The organism is Halomonas cupida, from assembly GCF_900142755.1.
In the GTDB taxonomy this organism is placed as follows: domain Bacteria; phylum Pseudomonadota; class Gammaproteobacteria; order Pseudomonadales; family Halomonadaceae; genus Halomonas; species Halomonas cupida.
Map to the genome: position 1 here is coordinate 67,328 of NZ_FRCA01000011.1, position 16,317 is coordinate 83,644.

General features: G+C 59.1%; 14 protein-coding genes. 11 read left to right on the plus strand and 3 right to left on the minus strand.

The window, feature by feature from the left end:
- Positions 1-156 precede the first annotated feature (156 nt).
- Entirely contained in the window at positions 157-726 is a 570-nt protein-coding gene (gene rloA3, locus BUE38_RS17985; RefSeq protein WP_073436620.1) for a retropepsin-like aspartic peptidase RloA3, read from the minus strand.
- A 348-nt stretch (positions 727-1,074) separates the two neighbouring features.
- On the opposite strand from rloA3, the gene BUE38_RS17990 reads away from it, so the two are divergent.
- The gene (locus BUE38_RS17990; protein WP_073436621.1) at positions 1,075-1,854 is read left to right on the plus strand and encodes a glycosyltransferase family 32 protein; all 780 of its coding nucleotides are present in this window, start codon (positions 1,075-1,077) and stop codon (positions 1,852-1,854) included.
- Positions 1,855-2,042: 188 nt separating this feature from the next.
- A complete protein-coding gene (locus BUE38_RS17995; RefSeq protein ID WP_084542029.1) occupies positions 2,043-3,761 on the plus strand; it encodes an amidohydrolase in 1,719 nt (572 codons plus the stop codon).
- A gap of 273 nt (positions 3,762-4,034) precedes the next feature.
- Here BUE38_RS17995 and BUE38_RS18000 read toward each other — a convergent pair whose 3' ends face one another.
- Complete coding sequence (locus tag BUE38_RS18000; protein WP_073436622.1) at positions 4,035-4,289, minus strand: putative hemolysin; 255 nt, start codon at positions 4,287-4,289, stop codon at positions 4,035-4,037.
- 642 nt (positions 4,290-4,931) lie between these two features.
- On the opposite strand from BUE38_RS18000, the gene BUE38_RS18005 reads away from it, so the two are divergent.
- The 9 genes from BUE38_RS18005 (at position 4,932) to BUE38_RS18045 (ending at position 15,632) form a co-directional block, all read left to right on the plus strand.
- The gene (locus tag BUE38_RS18005; RefSeq protein WP_073436623.1) at positions 4,932-5,741 is read left to right on the plus strand and encodes an outer membrane beta-barrel protein; all 810 of its coding nucleotides are present in this window, start codon (positions 4,932-4,934) and stop codon (positions 5,739-5,741) included.
- 93 nt (positions 5,742-5,834) lie between these two features.
- Positions 5,835-6,632, plus strand: coding sequence for a hypothetical protein (locus BUE38_RS18010; protein ID WP_073436624.1), 798 nt, complete (start codon positions 5,835-5,837; stop codon positions 6,630-6,632).
- Positions 6,633-6,983: 351 nt separating this feature from the next.
- Positions 6,984-7,775: a hypothetical protein gene (locus tag BUE38_RS18015; protein ID WP_073436625.1), complete on the plus strand. Its 792-nt coding sequence runs from the start codon at positions 6,984-6,986 to the stop codon at positions 7,773-7,775.
- A 298-nt stretch (positions 7,776-8,073) separates the two neighbouring features.
- Positions 8,074-10,587, plus strand: a complete 2,514-nt coding sequence (locus tag BUE38_RS18020) for a putative bifunctional diguanylate cyclase/phosphodiesterase (protein ID WP_073436626.1) — start codon at positions 8,074-8,076, stop codon at positions 10,585-10,587.
- 73 nt (positions 10,588-10,660) lie between these two features.
- The gene (gene mntR, locus BUE38_RS18025; protein ID WP_073436627.1) at positions 10,661-11,113 is read left to right on the plus strand and encodes a manganese-binding transcriptional regulator MntR; all 453 of its coding nucleotides are present in this window, start codon (positions 10,661-10,663) and stop codon (positions 11,111-11,113) included.
- A 378-nt stretch (positions 11,114-11,491) separates the two neighbouring features.
- Positions 11,492-12,499 (plus strand): metal ABC transporter solute-binding protein, Zn/Mn family, encoded by a 1,008-nt coding sequence (locus tag BUE38_RS18030; RefSeq protein ID WP_073436628.1) that lies wholly within the window; start codon positions 11,492-11,494, stop codon positions 12,497-12,499.
- A gap of 33 nt (positions 12,500-12,532) precedes the next feature.
- Positions 12,533-13,339, plus strand: coding sequence for a metal ABC transporter ATP-binding protein (locus BUE38_RS18035; RefSeq protein WP_073436629.1), 807 nt, complete (start codon positions 12,533-12,535; stop codon positions 13,337-13,339).
- Entirely contained in the window at positions 13,336-14,484 is a 1,149-nt protein-coding gene (locus tag BUE38_RS18040) for a metal ABC transporter permease (RefSeq protein ID WP_073436630.1), read from the plus strand. Before BUE38_RS18035 ends, BUE38_RS18040 begins: the two co-directional genes overlap by 4 nt.
- Positions 14,481-15,632 (plus strand): metal ABC transporter permease, encoded by a 1,152-nt coding sequence (locus BUE38_RS18045; protein WP_073436631.1) that lies wholly within the window; start codon positions 14,481-14,483, stop codon positions 15,630-15,632. The genes BUE38_RS18040 and BUE38_RS18045 overlap by 4 nt, the downstream gene beginning before the upstream one ends.
- Before the next feature lie 18 nt (positions 15,633-15,650).
- Here BUE38_RS18045 and BUE38_RS18050 read toward each other — a convergent pair whose 3' ends face one another.
- Entirely contained in the window at positions 15,651-16,202 is a 552-nt protein-coding gene (locus BUE38_RS18050) for a DUF2628 domain-containing protein (RefSeq protein ID WP_073436632.1), read from the minus strand.
- Between the last annotated feature and the right edge of the window lie 115 nt (positions 16,203-16,317).

Below are 16,317 nucleotides of genomic sequence, written 5' to 3' on the forward strand. Positions count from 1 at the left end.
GGGCACCAAGGGCGAGTGTCGGCGCTTTCCACAGAACCAGAGTTCGATCCCCGCCGCCTCCACCCATATCCGACTGAAGCCACCTGAACAGGGTGGCTTCTTTCGTTGCGGAGCAACAGGGGGAGTCAGAGTTTGCTACAACGTTCAGGGATACCACTAAACCCCAATATCCTCGTCGTACTCCTTGTCCTCATAACTGTGCACTGGGGCATCCTCGCCACAGTCGGCGTCCTGGGTGAAGGTGCGGGTCACGTCTACCGGGCCCAGGTCCTGAATGGCGCGGCGTCCCAGCAGTACCGGGTAGATCAAGCCGTCGCGATCCCTGAGGCTGAACTGCTCTTCATAGTATTCTCCGCCCAGGCAGACCGTCATCAACACGGCCGGGCGCCGGTCTTCACCACCAGCACCGCTCAGGATCAGGTTGCGTTTGATCTCTCGCTCGAAGGTCTTCGATACGACTTCACCGCTGGCCTCATCCTCGACTTCCACCTCGAAGCGAACCCAGTCTTCTCCATCCTTCTGGAACTCCTCGATGTCTTCCGCCTGCATGGAGGAAGTCAGCGCTCCGGTATCGAGTTTGGCCTTGACCTCCGGCCCCCAGGACGGCTCGATGGTCACCTTCTCGATCCAGCCATAGGTGCTGCTCTCATCCTCGGCCATGACCGGGCCAGTCAACAGTCCCAGCGCCATGCAAGTCATCATCGAGTAATACTTCAGCTTCAACATATGCCTTCCTGTTCCTTGTATGAACGTCGCCCGGCCCGGTCGTTACTTGTGTAGCCAGGTGTGGCAGGCGGAGTGCCTCCGTGCCCCATTGTGGAGGATGACACACGTATGACGATACCCACGTCTTTGCCCTGTATCCGTCTGTATGCTGCCAGAGAGGGTTTTCACTTCCATGAATCCCATTTTCATCTGTCATTCATGTTTCTGCCTGCATCATTCCCGTCGGTACGGAAGCCATTTCTCATCGTCAACTGCCACCACCGGCTTCATGGCATGGAATCAGGTAACGAGTAGCACCAGACCTGACTGCTCCCGAGGCTGTGCGGTAGCGACCGAAGAAACACGCTCATGACATACACTCACAGGCTTATCTCAGGACGACTCCTTCGCATCATCGGCAATCTGGTGAAGGCATTCTCCTATGCCTTTCACGCTGCCCTGCCCCACAAGCGTTTCCAGATCCCTCGTCATGCAGGTCCGATACGAAGAACCAGCAATGACACCTCGGAAATCCCACGGATCCTGTGGCAGACCAACTACACCGACAGGGTCACACTTCCCGTCTACATGAACTACCTGGCCAACAGACTGATGGGGTGGGATTTCGACTACCGCTTCATGAGTACAGAGGACCGGCTCGACTACATCAGGGAGCATTTCTCAGCCGAGATTATTGACTGCTATTGCAGGCTACAGATCGGTGCAGCGCAGGCAGACCTGTGGCGCCTGCTGGTCATCCACAGAGAGGGAGGTATCTACATGGATATTGACGCCCATGCTGTATGGCCGCTCAGCGCGATCATCAAGCGACATGGCCGGTTGTTCATCCTGACCAGAAAAGGCCAGTTGTCGAACTACTTTCTGGCCGCCCAGCCAGATGATCCCGCCATTGCGAAGATCATCGAGACCGTCGTCGACAACATCAAGCAGAACGAGGACCTGGGTGTCTTTGACATGACGGGACCAGGCGCCATGCGCAAGACACCTGCATCGGTGGAGACCGCCACCATTTCCAACAGAGCGGCCTGCATTCAGGGGTCCTTCACCAACGAATATTTCCAGTACATCGACAAGAAGGAAGGCAAGTGGACTCGGCAGCAGAGGACCACTCGCGTCGTCAACCAGTAATGGCCGGATCACTCTTCGGGCCAGAGGTCGATCTCGACTATTTGTCATTGAACCGGCATTCTCGATTCTGCTGTTCAGACTCTTCACTCCGTACAGCAGGAAGAGACCGAACAGCACAGGCAAAGACTCACAATAAATGCCATCAGTCCGGTACTGACCGCTGATGAACAATGACAAGGACTTTCCCCATGACAAGGATTCCCTCTTCACCTGTCGCGCTGCAACCACCTCGCTTCACCACTGGCCTGCGCCGGCCATTGATCGGCCTCACTGCTCTGGCACTGTCCATTGCAGCAGTGAACGCCCAGGCCGACAGCCTGCTGGTGACCGGCGCCAATGGCTACGGCTTCAATGAACAGCGCCAACTCGAGAGTTTCAGCAGCCTTTATGTGGAAGATGGCAAGGTCGTGGCCAGAGGCGGGGACGATCTCGCCGACCAGCACCCGCAAGCAGACCGCAGCCTGGACCTGGCCGGCAAGACATTGCTGCCGGGCCTGATCGATGCCCACACTCACCTTCTCGGTCTGGGTTATGGGTTATTGGAGGTTGATGTCCGTGACCTGGGCTCAGCTCAGGAAAGCGCTACCGCCGTAGCCGACTTCGCCGCCGAGAATCCCGACCTGCCCTGGGTTCGCGGCCGTGGCTGGAACCAGGTGCTGTGGGAGGGCAAAGAGTTCCCGACCGCCAGTGACCTTGATGCAGTGATCGCGGAGCGGCCGGTCATCCTTCAGCGTGTTGATGGACACGCCATCTGGGTCAACTCCCGGGCCATGGAGCTGGCCGGCATCAACGCCGACAGCACTGCGCCGGAAGGTGGCGAGATCCTGCGCGATGAAAACGGCAATCCAACGGGGGTCTTCATCGACAACGCCGAGTCGCTGATCACTGACCATATCCCCGAGCGCAACCCGGCGGAGATGGCTCGCGCCTATGATGCCGCGGTGTCCCATATCCAGGCACTGGGGCTGACCCAGGTCCATATCGCTGGTTCAAGCGCCGCAGAGCTGGCGTACTTCCAGCAACGCGCCGACGAAGGCAGCCTCGGAGTACGGCTATATCCGATGATCGCCTCGACCGACCCGGAGCTCGACACCCTGTTGTCCCGGGGTATCGTCGATGATCCGCAGGACTGGCTGGATATCCGCAGCATCAAGATATTCGCCGATGGTGCCCTGGGCAGCCGAGGCGCCGCACTCATCGAGCACTATCATGACCGCCCGGACTCCCGTGGGCTGATGCTCCAGACTCGCGAGGAACTGGCCGCGCTGGTAGCTCAGGCAGCCGAACATGGCTTTCAGGCCAATATGCATGCCATCGGGGACCGAGCCAACAATATTGCGCTGGATATCTATGCAGAGCAGTTGGACGCACAGCCCCAGAGTCGCGAGCTACGCCACCGCATCGAACACGCTCAAGTGGCCACACTCGAGGACATCCCACGCTTCGCCGAAAGCGGTGTGATTCCCTCCATGCAACCCACCCATGCCACCAGCGACAAGAACATGGCCGGTGATCGCCTCGGAGAGAAGCGGCTCGCAGGTGCCTATGCCTGGCGCTACTTTCTCGACAGCGGCAGTCGCATTGCCGGTGGCTCGGACTTCCCGGTGGAGCCAGCCAATCCCTTCTATGGACTGCACGCGGCAGTGACTCGCGAGGACCGTGACAATCAGCCTCCCGGCGGCTGGCTGCCCGGTCAGAAGTTGACCATGGCCGAAGCCCTGCGCAGCTTTACCGCCGATGCTGCCTACGCGGCTCACCAGGAGCAGGCGCTGGGTAGCCTATTGCCGGGACAGTGGGCTGACTTCATCGTCATTGATCGCGACATCATACGTGATGACCCCGAGGCAATCCCCGACACCCAGGTACTCTCCACCTGGATTGCCGGGGACACTGTGTACGAGCTCTGATCCGGCTCATTCCATTACCACCACTGCGCCCCACGGGAGGCGCAGTGGTTGGACCGAATTCCGACCAGGACTGCGACACAGCGATGTGTGGCGATAGTGTCGCCGTGAATGGGAGTGACGACGAGACACTCTCGTTGACATCGAGCTGTCGACCGGCTTTTTCCTTCGAGGATGTTCTGCTGAAGGATTGAGCTACAACTATTTGAACTACAACTACAGCAGAAGGCTCGTCACAGTAGCCTTCCGCCGAATGGAGCATGAGCGAACAGTGGCTTACTGCTGCTGGCCCATATCGTCACGATACAGTTGCCAGGCGTCGACGGAAGTGCCGTCCGGCAGGTGACAGGTTCCCGTCTCCCCTGCGTCGGTCTTCTTGATCTCGTGCGTACCGCCCTTGCTTTCGCAGTGCACCGCCGCCGGGTTGGGCATGCCGATGCTGGTGTCATTGGTCTGAGCTTCCTGACTGGCATTGCAACCCGCCAGCAGCACAGCACTCAGCACTGTTCCAACCAGAACTGTCTTCTTCATTGCATCTCTCTTCCATTGGCCGGCCACCGACTTATCATCACTGGCGCAGTGGTGAACGAAGAATGCTTATTGCTGTTTTTCCTTTTTTTGTCAAAGGAATACAGGTTGCATATCACTATTTCAGCGATTTCCTACATAACAACTTTCGGCGCACCTCATATGCTCAAATCCGCACAGTAGAGGTATCCGCGTCTACACTGACGAGATACTTTGCCGCAGCCTTGCGAGGTAAGCGCATGTTCCACAGCCCACGGGATGGCAGGGCTGCTGGTGTGTCAATGCCGGGGGCTGGAGGAACAGGGAGCAGACGCGGACAACGACGTTCACGCTGACGTGGTCCCCCCTCTACCTACAAAGAGATACAGGGCAGCATCGGCGGTATCGTGAAACAGGCAAACTATGCAGTTCTCGTCCATATCGCCAGTAGACAGTGACAGGGGGAAACGTTCGGTGCTTCGGGCGATGCGCCAGGCACGAATCCACAGACTATCCGCTGTATTGACACCTTGATAGGACAGCGGAGTGGTCGCCGAGGTTCCCGGGCGCCTGGACGGGCCAGACCCCGCTGACTGGAACGGCCACACAAGGTGCCCGCACAGTCGGCCATGAGCTATCGTCACCTGCAGACAAGGATTCAACCCAATGACTACCAGAGATCGTGCGGTACACCACCCCTGCCGTACTCTTCCCTGCCTGACCCTGCTGCTGGGAGGGGCACTTCTGTGCAGCTCATCGGCCTTTGCCCAACAGAGCTCCGGGGCAGCATCGACGGAGCAACCAAGGACCACTGCCAGCATCTATCTGTGGATCACCAATGTCACCTGGGGGTTCAACAACGGCAGCGAAGTAGAAGTCGACAGCGAAACCGTCCTCGAGAACTTCGACTACGCTTTCGAGGCCAACCTCGAGCATCGTCGTAACGAATGGTTATACGGCCTTGATGTGGTCTATGCCGATATCGGTGGTAACGACACACCAGACATTCCGGTTCCCGGTAGTGGCAGTAGTGTTTCCTCCGACGTTGACTTCAATAGCTTCTCGACCATCGCCACCGGTTATGTCGGCTACCGCCTGGTCAACAGCCCCAACCTGCAGCTGTATGGCACCGGGGGACTGCGTTATTCCGATTTCGAGGCCACCCTGAAGTTCGACGTTGATGATGCCGGCATTTCCCATCGCAACGAGCTCGACGAAAGCCAGACCGATGTGGTGGTCGGTCTGCGCGGTGAATACAACGTTGATCAGAACTGGTCGTTTCCCTTCAACGTCGATGTTGGCGGCGGTGGCTCCGATCTGACCTGGCAGGCCTATGGCGCCGTTGCCTATCGCTTTGGCCAACATACAGTCAGCGCGGGCTATCGCTATATGACCTGGGAACTCGACAGCGATACCGACATGCTTGATGAAGCCACCTATTACGGTCCGCTGCTCGCCTACTCGTTCCACTTCTGACGAGTCGCGACACGACTGCTGTTTCCAAACCAGGGCAGCAGTCGTGTCAGGGTCTGCAGAAACTAGCCTTATAGGTTGGCACAGGGGGTATTCATGCAACAGGCATCACGAACTATTATCGCCACTGCATTGCTCGGCAGCAGCCTCGTCAGCGGCCATGCCCTGGCTCAGGGCGATACCGGGTCCTCCGCCCAGGCCAACAACCCGCTGGCCAACATGACCGCCTTCAATCTGCAGAACTACTACATCGGTGATCTCACCGAGTCCGACGAGAGTGCCAACCAGTTCTGGTTCCGCTACGCAGCACCGTTCTCGCTGGGCAAATCCAACTGGCTGATGCGTGCCTCCCTTCCCGTCAACAGCTACCCGACATCACCCTCCGGTGATACCAGAACCGGTATCGGCGATCTCAATGTCTTCACCTCTTACCTGTTCGATACCGGCAACCCCGCGGTCAGCTTCGGCTTTGGTCCTCAGATCACGGCACCGACGGCAACCAGGGATGAGGTCGGTAGCGAAAAGTGGTCGGCTGGGCTGGTGAATGTGCTGTTCAACGCCGAGTCACCAAGGTTCCAGTACGGCTACCTGCTCTCCTGGCAGCAGAGCTTTGCCGGTGAGGACGATCGGGAGGATGTCGAGCTCGCCGCCTTCCAGCCCTTTGCCTTCTATCAACTGGGTGGTGGCACCTATCTACGATCCGCTCCGATCTGGGCCTACAACCTCGAGAATGACAATTACAGCGTCCCTCTGGGCGTGGGAGCCGGCCAGGTCTTTCATCAGGGCAAGACGGTCTACAACCTCTTTGTCGAGCCACAGTTCTCGGTAGCCGATGAAGGCGCAGGCCAACCGGACTGGCAAATCTTCTTCGGTCTCAACATGCAGTTCCAGTAACCGTTCCTGCGCTATTGCCAACCCATGGCCCAGGAGCACAAGCGGTAGCGAAGCAATCGGCAAGGAGGGATTTCCTCACCCGCCTGGAGAAGTATCGCACAATTAATTAGCGGGCCAATATTTTACTACTGACCGAGCATGAAGGCTGTGCTCACCAATAACAATTTGACCGAAAAGACCTTTTCTTCATAGTGCCGGTAACAGGACAGCCCTGAACGCGGGCGAAGACAGCAACCAGAGCAGGCAACAGGGGTTGACCCATGGTACCTACGATGGGCTAGAGAGCACCGTTGGCCAGGCCAGGAAACAGGCAAACTGTATTGTCGCTTTCCGGCTCATCACAGGTGCCTTATGAAGAAAACCGTCTCTCTTGCGCAGCTTGTCGTCCTGATGGCCGGCTTACTAACGGCCACAAGCGTACTGGCTGTCGATGACCACGCCGCCCAGGCCAACAACCCGCTGGCCAATATGCGCGCCTTCAGCCTGCAGAACTACTACATCGGTGACATCAACGACTCCGATGAGACAGCCAACCAGTTCTGGCTCCGCTATGCCACACCATTCTCGCTGGGTGACTCACGCTGGCTACTGCGGACATCCCTACCGATCAACAGCTACCCTACGGCCCCCGGTCAGCACACGGAAACCGGGCTCGGCGACCTCAACTCCTTCGCCTCCTATCTCTTCGATACCGGCAGTTCATCCGTCAGTTTCGGCGTTGGGCCGCAGATCACCGCCCCTACCGCGAGTGAGGATGAACTGGGCAGCGAGAAGTGGTCCGCCGGTCTGGTCAACGTGCTGTTCAACGCCGAGTCACCGAAATTCCAGTACGGTTATCTGGCCGGCTGGCAGCATAGCTTTGCCGGCGATGATGATCGCGAGAACGTCAATGTGGCAACCTTTCAGCCCTTTGCCTATTACCAGTTGGGCAACGGCAATTATCTGCGCGGCGCACCGATCTGGAGCTATAACTTCGAGAACGACAACTACAGCGTGCCCGTGGCGCTGGGCTTCGGGCATATCGTGCGTCAGGGCAAGACTGTCTACAACTTCACTTTCGAACCCCAGGTCTCCGTGGCAGAGGAAGGGCCAGCACCGGACTGGCAGGTCGTCATGGGACTCAGCATGCAGTTCCTTCAGTAATCATCCCAGCAACGGATACTCCGGCCATCGGGGTACTTCGGCCCAGGTGTTCCGATGGCCGAAAAGTACCCCGATGACCGAAGTCCCCCCGATAATCCTCTGCCTTCAACTCGTCTTTCCTGCGTCTCGCCTCCTCTCTGTACCCACCGCGAGGCCTGCATGAACCATTCTGCACCCAGTGCTCTTCCATTATCGTTGGCTGCTCGTCCACTATGTAGTATTCAAGATTCATCAACTATGTTGAGATAACTGGGCCTTCCGACCGAGAGTCCTGGTCGTCAACACCGAGCGAAGCTGGATGTCGTCACTGTTCATTACTTCCCCTCATACAGCCCTCGCCGTTCAGCTCGAGCAGATCAACGGTGTCACACTACTGGCCTGTCTGATCACATTCATGGCGGTGTACACCGGAACCGCCGTTGGTGAGAGGCTGTCCACCACACGCCTGTATCAACGTCGGAGGTGGTGGCCGGGAGGCGCCCTGGTCATTGCACTGGGGGCCTGGAACATGTGCCTTACCGGAATGCTGACCAGCGCCTGGCCCTTTGCCGTTGAATACCGTCCGCAGCTGGTACTGGCGTCACTGGTGCCCGCCATCACGGCGGGGCTGATCTACCAGTACTCGATGGCTCGACCCGGCAAGTCAGTCCTGTGGCGTAGCCTGGCAGGCCTGGCATTCGGACTCGCCGTTCTGGCCATGCATTACCTCGGCCAGTTCTCGATCTCGATCGAAGCCCCTGCCGAGCTGGCCATCGCTACTACAAATGCCAGTCTAGCAATGGGGGTAGCCCTGGTCCTGGGTATGAGCATCATCCACAGCCTGCACTACACACGGTCTCTACCGATCATCGGTGGCATCCGCAGTCGCAGCTTGATCATGGGCTCTATCGCAGCCATAGCGCTAGGCATCATTCACGTCACCGCCGCCAGCAGTGTCAGGGTCCTCGCCGATGCTCCCCTCGGCACGCCCTCCACCAATGATATAAGTTCCCTTCTGTCGGTTTTGCTGTCCGCGACCACGGCAATATTCGCCGTCGGCATGCTGAGTTCAGTGCTGTTTGACCGCTACCAATTGAGCAGTGTCCAGCGCGACCAGGCATCCCGCACCCAGTTGATCGATATCATCGAGTCCATGCACGATGGCGTGGCGCTGCTTGACCACAAGGCGCGGCTGGTAATGTGCAATCACGCCTTCGAGGCGCTCACCGGGGTACGCCATTCGGATCTGTTGGGGCTCTCCATGCTGAGTTTGAGTCGCGTGCTGCGTTTCAGCCATCACCGCAGCGAAGTTCTGCGCAGCCTTCGCGAACACAATGCCTGGCTGGGCGATGTCGAAGTTCGCCACCGGCTGGGGCACCGGTTTCCAGCCCACCTGAGCATCAATCGTGTTCGCGCCCGTGGCACGGCGGCCGAGCACTTCGTGGCAACGCTCACCGATACTTCCGCTCACTACGATGCACAGCGCCAGATTCGTCATCAGGCCTACCATGATGCCTTGACTGGACTACCCAACCGCCGCGCTCTGAAGGAACGAATCCATGCCCTGCAGGAGGCCAGCAACGACAATCAGCATCATGTCATGCTGATGCTGGTCGACATCGATAGCTTCAAGACCATCAATGACCGTTACGGCCAGGCCATGGGAGATCGACTGCTCAAGGCTGTCAGCGATCGTCTCCGCTCCTGGGCCCGCGAGTCGGCCGACCTCGCACGCTTGAGCAGCAACGAGTTCGCGCTGTTGTACGGAGGGTTATCAAGCGAGCCTGCCAAAGCGGAAGCCGTGGCGCTCGACAAGACAACGCGTCTCCTCGAGGCCCTCAACGGTGACTATGCGCTCGCTGGCCAGCGCCTGTCCTGCAGGATCAGTGCTGGCTACCTGCTTTATTACGGGCGTGACCTCGGCGTCGACGAACTGCTCAAACGCGCCGGACTGGCGCTGCTCGAAAGCAAGTGCGAGGGCGACCAGCGCCCCAGAGCCTTTGAGTCGTGCATGGTGGACCGGCTCAACGCTCGACTACGCATGGAACGACAGCTACATGAAGCCATTCATGGCGAACAGCTGCGCATCCATATTCAGCCCCAGGTCGACACTCGGCGACGGATGATGGGTGGAGAGGCACTGGTGCGCTGGCAGCATCCGGAGAGGGGCATCATTGCGCCCAATGCCTTCATTCGCCTGGCAGAGGAAACCGGCCAGATCATCGAGATAGGCCACTGGATGCTCAACCAGGTCTGCAGTCTACTGGCCGACTGGCAACACCATCCACAGCGCCGGAACTGGCATCTGTCACTCAATGTCAGTGTGCGCGAGTTCCAGCACCTCGGCTTTGTCGAGCGTGTCGAGCAGGTGCTCACCGACAGCGGTGCACCCGCCGGTCGACTGACTCTGGAGCTGACCGAATCATTGATGCTGGAGGACTCATGGCCGGTGATCGATACGCTGTCCCGCTTGCGCAAACTGGGAGTTCGCCTTGCCATTGATGATTTCGGTACCGGCTACTCCTCCCTGGCCTACCTCAAGCGCCTGCCGTTGGACGTGCTGAAGATCGACGTCAGCTTCGTCCATGATCTCACCGAAGACCCACAGGCCGCCCCCATCGCCCAGACCATCATTGCACTGGCACAGACACTGCAGCTTGATGTCATTGCTGAAGGCGTGGAGACACTCCCTCAGCAGCAGCGCCTGATCGAGCTGGGTTGCAGCCAGTTTCAGGGATTCTTCTACGCACCTGCATTGCCTTTGGGCCGGTTCCTGTCCTTTGCCGAATCGGCGGACCAGCAGGCCTGTGAAAACCCGCTTTCACAGCCTTGACCACAACGCTGAGCTTGCATTGGTCGCTGCAGTTGGCAAGATGGACGTTCTGTTATGAGGTAACATCGAGCCCATGTCCGAATCTGCCAATCAAGATGCACAACAGCGCGCCTCGCTGATTTCTCCGGAAAGTCACGTCGAGGGCTTCCGCAAGGCACGCGATGCTCGCCGCACCGAGCTGATCGAAGACTATGTGGAACTGATATCCGACCTCATTGCAGATGCCGGAGAAGCACGTCAGACCGACATTGCCCGCCGTCTTGGCGTCGCCCAGCCTACCGTGGCCAAGATGCTCAAACGCCTCGATGAAGAAGGCCTGATCATCAAGCGCCCCTATCGCGGCGTATTCCTCACCGAGCAGGGGGAAGCCCTGGCCGACGCCAGCCGCCAGCGCCATCGCATTGTCGAGGCCTTCCTGATCAAGCTGGGCATTGATGCCGAGACCGCTCGTGTCGACGCTGAAGGCATCGAGCACCACGTCAGTGCCGAGACCCTCGCCGCTTTCGAACGCTTTCTCGAAACCTGATCACTCATAGCGCGCGACCCACAGGGATGTGGGAAGTGCGTGTTCGTGTCGGGAACACGAATAGCCGACCCGCAGTGCAGGGAACACGAATAGCCGACCCACAGGGATGTGGGAAGTGCCCATGTTCGTCGGGAACGAACATGGGCCAGCTCGTAGCTCGTAGCTCGTAGCTCGTAGCTCGTAGCTCGTAGCTCGTAGCTCATCAACATAGCTCGACTCAATCGCTCCCATAGCATATGGGCACTTGACCCGGGAACCTTTTCGGCGCGAAACTTAGCCTAGACTATAAATGATAGCAAGATGACAGAATCCACCATCCCGACCTGTTCGTATCAGGCAGGCAGTCCGCTCGTGGAGACTGATGCCAGGAGATGATGCATGCGCCTTCCCACAGCCCTGTTGGCCACTCTGACAGCCATGATGTTCAGCCACATGAGCTGGGCAGATGACACCTCGCCGCTCAAGACCATGGTCACTGTCGGGATGCTTGGAGACGTGGTCAGTCAGGTGGGAGGAGATTGTGTCGCCACCACCACCATGATGGGCCCCGGTGTCGACCCCCACCTTTACCAGGCCAGTGCTCGCGATGTGCATGAGCTCAATGAGGCTGACCTGATCCTGTTCAGTGGCTATTCGCTGGAAGGCCAGTTGGGTGAGGTACTGGAGCGCTTCGCTCGGATCAAGCCCACTACAGCCATCTCCGAGCAGGCCATTGATGAAACGCAACTTATCCACAGCCAGGATGCCTATGGTATCGACCCCCACCTGTGGATGGATGCCGGGCTATGGGCGCAGACCGTTCCGGCGGTGGCAAAAGTACTGGCCGATCAGCGTCCGCAATGCCGTGATGCCATTCAGACACGCCAGGCAGACTATGAGGCCCAGCTCGAAGCCCTGGATGGGTGGATTCGCACCAGTATCGCCACGATCCCCGAGCGCCAGCGGATTCTGGTCACCGCCCACGATGCCTTCAACTACTTCGGCCGTGCCTATGGCATTGAGGTGAGCGGTATCCAGGGTATGTCAACGGCCACAGAAACCGGGGTCGGCGATATTCGACGTACCGTGGACCTGGTGGTGGAACGAGAGGTCCCCGCCATGTTTGTCGAAAGCACCATCAATCCACGTACGGTACAGGCAGTGATCGATGCAGCGGCCAGTCGCGGCCAGCAAGTGGCCATAGGAGGCCAACTCTACTCCGATGCCATGGGCGCCCCCGATACAGCCGATGGTACCTACATCGGCATGCTGGTGGCCAACACCCGGCACATCGTCGAGGCTCTGGGCGGCAAGGTCTCGCCCCTACCCGAGCCACTGCAGGGCTGGGCCTCCCGTTGGCACCTGGACTTCGATACGCCGATAGCGGCCAATAACCACACTGAGTGACTTTCTCTCAACACCGACCTGCGGAGCCTTCCCATGACAGAGCTGCTCCACGAACCCGACCTCGCACTGCATGTCGAGGACCTGACGGTCAGCTACCACGGCAAGCCGGTGTTGTGGGATATCGACCTCGATGTGCCCCCCGGTGTGATGGCTGCAATTGTCGGGCCCAACGGCGCCGGCAAGAGCACTCTGATCAAGAGCATCCTTGGCCTGGTGCCCAGCGTGGCAGGACACGTCACCCTGCACGGTCTCCCCTATCGCAAGGCTCGTCGCCGTGTCGGTTATGTGCCGCAACGCTCGAGTGTCGACTGGGATTTCCCGACCACTGCATTGGATGTGGTGATGATGGGGCTGTATGGGCGCCTGGGCTGGCTGCGCAGACCGGGCAGCCGTGAGCGCCATCAGGCTCGGGAGGCGCTGACCCTGGTCGGGATGCAGGAATTTGCCGAACGGCAGATCAGTCAGTTGTCCGGCGGCCAACAGCAGCGAGTGTTTCTGGCCCGTGCTCTGGTACAGCAGGCGGATGTCTATTTCCTCGACGAACCCATGGCCGGCGTCGATGCTACCACCGAGCGCGCCATCGTCGAGATCCTTCGCCGTCTGCGTGACCAGGGCAAGACCGTGATCGTTGTCCATCACGACCTGCAGACGGTACGCAGCTACTTCGACTGGATGCTGATTCTCAACGTGCGGGTCATTGCCCAGGGCCGAGTGGAGGATATCTACACTGCCGAGCACCTGCGCCGCGCCTACGGTGGCCAGATTGCCCTGCTCGACAATGTCACGGACTCGACTCGTGTTTCCGATGCGGCGACGCTGGAATCGGAGTCGCTGCAATGAGTCCTGCTGAATGGCTGAGCGACTATACCCTGCAGAACGTGGCCATCGGTGCGGCCCTGCTTGGACTGGTCAGTGGCGTTCTCGGCAGTTTCGCAGTGCTGCGCAAGCAGAGCCTGCTGGGGGATACGCTGTCTCACGCAGCACTCCCCGGCATCTGTCTGGGCTTCATCATGTCTGGCGGACGCCATCTCGGCAGCCTACTGGCCGGCGCCCTGTTTACCGGAGCTCTCGCAGCGCTGGCCATGCTGTGGCTGACACGCATGAGTCGCCTCAAGACCGATGCTGCTCTGGGCATCACCCTGAGCGTCTTCTTCGCCATCGGTGTGGTACTGCTGACTCATATCCAGGGCAGCAACAACGCTTCCCAGGGGGGCCTCGATGCCTTCCTGTTCGGGCAGGCAGCTGCAACGCTGCGCAGTGATCTGTGGATCATGGCTGGCGTCACTGCCATCGCCATGCTGTTGGTCACTGCGCTGTGGAAGGAATTCAAGCTGGTGTCCTTCGATCCTCAGTACGCTGCCTGCATCGGCATGCCGGTGGTGCTGCTGGAGGCGGTGCTGACCGTGATGATTGCGCTGGCCGTTGTGGTAGGGCTGCAGATGGTTGGCGTCGTGCTGATGGCGGCGATGATCATTGCCCCCGCCGTCGCCGCCCGGCAATGGACGCACCGGCTCGAACACATGGTGATACTCGCTGCCCTGTTCGGCATCTTCGGCGGGGTCTGCGGTGCGGTCATCAGTGCATTGGGGCCGGGGCTGGCCACCGGGCCACTGATCATTCTCAGCCTCTCGGTGGTCGTGATCATTTCGCTGCTGTTGGCCCCGGGACGCGGTTTCGTATGGGAAATCCTCAAGCTACGCAGCGATCGCCGCGCACTGCGCCACCAGAAAGTGCTGACCACGCTCTATCATGTTGCCTGCCAGCATGAAGATCGCAGCTATCGCTTCGACCAGGGCATGATCGACATCTATCATGGCACCAACACCCGCAACGCTCTGCAACGTCTGGCAGACCGTGACTGGGTGAGACTCCAGACGCCACCGCCTGGCGAGCCAGTCAGCGCGCCGCAATGGGTACTGACCGATAGCGGTATCGACGAAGCCGAGCGCCTGCTTCGTTATCCTGCCGAGGAGGCGGCATCATGATCGCGGCCATCTTCAACGATATCGATCTGATGATCATGTTGGTTGGGGCCTTGGTGGGGATCGCCTCCAGCCTGGTCGGCACCTTCCTCGTGCTGCGTGGCAGCAGCATGCTGTCAGACGCCATCGGTCACTCTATCGTCTTCGGCATTGTTGTTGTCTGGCTGCTGACCCACCAGTCCAGCGGCCCATGGCAGATTCTCGGCGCCGCGTTGACCGGGTTGCTGACGGTGTTCCTCACCGAACTGCTGGTCAATACCCAGCGAGTCAAGAAGGATGCCGCCATCGGTCTGGTGTTCCCAGTACTGTTTTCTCTCGGCATCCTGCTGATCAATCTGTACGCCAATGATGTCCATGTCGATGCTCACACCGTGCTGCTCGGCGAGATCGGCTTCATCTGGCTGGATACGCTCAACATTAGCGGGGTGGAAGTGCCTCGTGCGCTGTTGACCATGAGCGGAATGACCCTGGTCAACGCGATCTTCATCCTGGTGTTCTACAAGGAGCTGAAGCTGGCCACCTTCGATGCCGCCCTTGCCAGGGCGCTGGGTTTCGCTCCGGGTGTACTCTTCTATGCGTTGTTGCTGCTGACCAGCGGTACCGCCGTAGCGGCCTTTGATGCGGTGGGTGCAGTACTGTTTGTGGCCTTCGTGATCGTACCGCCATCCGCCGCCTGGCTGCTCACTGATCGTCTTGAGCGTATGTTCCTCTACGGCATTCTGATCTCGATTGCCTCAAGCATCCTCGGCTATCAGTTGGCGGTACTGTGGGATGTCTCGATTGGCGGCATGATGGCCGTCATGACCGGGGGTTTCCTTGCCCTCGCCTTCCTGTTCGGTCCACGCCACGGCATGCTCGCGTTATGGTACCAACGTCGTCATCAGCGAGCGCTGAATGACAGTCGAACCCTGGCCGTGCATCTGTTCAATCACGAGGATGGCCCTGAACAGGCCGTGGAGAATGTCACTCAGGCGTTGCGTGACCATCTGCGCTGGGCCGACAGCCGTGCGCAGCAGGTCGTGGAACGGGCTTGCCACAAGCAACTGATCGTGCAACAGGGTAGCCAACTCAAGCTGACCCCCGCTGGGCGCCAGTTGGCACGAGAGATTCTCGAACCTTCCCGACAACCCAGCGGAAACATGCCTCAATAGCCTGGTCTCGCTCGCGGCTCAGGCTTCGAGCTTGCCGGAGCCGCTGCCATCCCGCCCTGTACGCCCGTCAGTTCCCTCTTGCTGTGGGTTGCCGCTGGAGAAAGCGCGAGGCCCCTGGTCCAGTTGCAGGCCCTCGCCTTGCTGAAGGTTTTCCGCCATTGGCGAGTTTTCTACCAGCCGAGGGTTTTCGGCCATTTGAGAGGCCCCCGGCGGTTGGGTAATCCCCTGATCCCGACGTTGGCTGTAGAACGCCAGGGCCTGACCGGGATTCGAAGCTTCAACCACGTCGTGGCACTGAAAACCTCGGCTGGCCAGCACATTGGCGTACATGCCGTTGCCATTGATGCCCAGCACCAGGCTAACCATCAGTCCCACCACATTGCTTACCATGGCGTACTCCGGAGGCAGGAAAAACACCACGATACCCACCCCACCCACCACTGTTGCGGCCAGCCACATGGTCTTGTACAACAACCAGAACAGGCCGAAGAAGAATCCAGGCCAGGACCAGCCGTCCTTCACTGCTTTCAGCCCGAGATCCGGGTGCTCATGAATTTCAAAGGTTTTCACGTCACTCTCCCTGCGGTTTTACATTCGTCGTCAGCGGATCCATCCACTACGCTTGTCAGCATGACACGCCAGCCACAGGCATGTGCCATACATGAGCTATGCTGCATAGATGTAC

Bases quoted from the DNA above. Each gene is read 5' to 3' on its own strand.
- BUE38_RS18020 (WP_073436626.1), top strand. From the start codon at position 8,074: ATGTCGTCACTGTTCATTACTTCCCCTCATACAGCCCTCGCCGTTCAG.
- rloA3 (WP_073436620.1), bottom strand. From the start codon at position 726: ATGTTGAAGCTGAAGTATTACTCGATGATGACTTGCATGGCGCTGGGA.
- BUE38_RS17990 (WP_073436621.1), top strand. From the start codon at position 1,075: ATGACATACACTCACAGGCTTATCTCAGGACGACTCCTTCGCATCATC.
- BUE38_RS18015 (WP_073436625.1), top strand. From the start codon at position 6,984: ATGAAGAAAACCGTCTCTCTTGCGCAGCTTGTCGTCCTGATGGCCGGC.
- BUE38_RS18035 (WP_073436629.1), top strand. From the start codon at position 12,533: ATGACAGAGCTGCTCCACGAACCCGACCTCGCACTGCATGTCGAGGAC.
- BUE38_RS18045 (WP_073436631.1), top strand. From the start codon at position 14,481: ATGATCGCGGCCATCTTCAACGATATCGATCTGATGATCATGTTGGTT.
- BUE38_RS18000 (WP_073436622.1), bottom strand. From the start codon at position 4,289: ATGAAGAAGACAGTTCTGGTTGGAACAGTGCTGAGTGCTGTGCTGCTG.
- BUE38_RS18005 (WP_073436623.1), top strand. From the start codon at position 4,932: ATGACTACCAGAGATCGTGCGGTACACCACCCCTGCCGTACTCTTCCC.
- mntR (WP_073436627.1), top strand. From the start codon at position 10,661: ATGTCCGAATCTGCCAATCAAGATGCACAACAGCGCGCCTCGCTGATT.
- BUE38_RS18040 (WP_073436630.1), top strand. From the start codon at position 13,336: ATGAGTCCTGCTGAATGGCTGAGCGACTATACCCTGCAGAACGTGGCC.
- BUE38_RS17995 (WP_084542029.1), top strand. From the start codon at position 2,043: ATGACAAGGATTCCCTCTTCACCTGTCGCGCTGCAACCACCTCGCTTC.
- BUE38_RS18030 (WP_073436628.1), top strand. From the start codon at position 11,492: ATGCGCCTTCCCACAGCCCTGTTGGCCACTCTGACAGCCATGATGTTC.
- BUE38_RS18010 (WP_073436624.1), top strand. From the start codon at position 5,835: ATGCAACAGGCATCACGAACTATTATCGCCACTGCATTGCTCGGCAGC.